Source organism: Vibrio sp. D173a, from assembly GCF_030248475.1.
In genome coordinates, this window is record NZ_JAHGAH010000740.1 from 1 (window position 1) to 591 (window position 591).

The window sequence follows — 591 nt, forward strand, 5'->3', positions numbered from 1 at the left end:
TCTTCATCATTGAATGTGAGTACACCGTCCTCGCCGACTGTAAATGCATGGTCTTGTGCTTCAGGGCCATCATTCACTGGGGAAACGGTTAACTCTAGGTTAGTAGAAACGACATCATCACCATCGGAAACATCAAACGTGAACATAACGTCACCGTTGAAGTCTGCATCTGGTGTTAATGTGTATGTGCCATCACCGTTGTCCGTAATGGTCACACTCTCATCATCAGTGGCTAAGTTAAGTGCGGTTAGTTGGTCGCCATCTAGGTCACGAGCGTTAGCTAACAGATCTTCTTGCGTGATGATGATTGAACCATCTTCTTCCACAGTCGCAGCAACAGGAAGCGCTTCAGGAGCATGCTCAATATGAGCACCGGTCGCATTGATATGAATCGTTTGTGAAACCGTTTCCGAGTCACCATTGGATAGCTCTGTCGCGGTTGCTGATACCGTAATTTCTAATGATTCATTGAAATCTTCCGGTAGTTGAAGTTGCAGCTCTTGCTCAATAGCTGTTGTCGGTAGAGAAACGGAACCTTCAGGACCTACAACGATTTCACCGCTGTAGATTTGGCTGTTCACTTCGCCGACA

The 591-nt window shown here is 46.5% G+C and carries 1 protein-coding gene; it reads right to left on the reverse strand.

Translation table 11 applies throughout. The annotated features are described in order from the left end of the window. Nucleotides 1-591, reverse strand: a 591-nt coding sequence (locus tag KIV40_RS28935; protein WP_285352669.1) for a cadherin-like domain-containing protein, incomplete at both ends; no start/stop codon positions are given.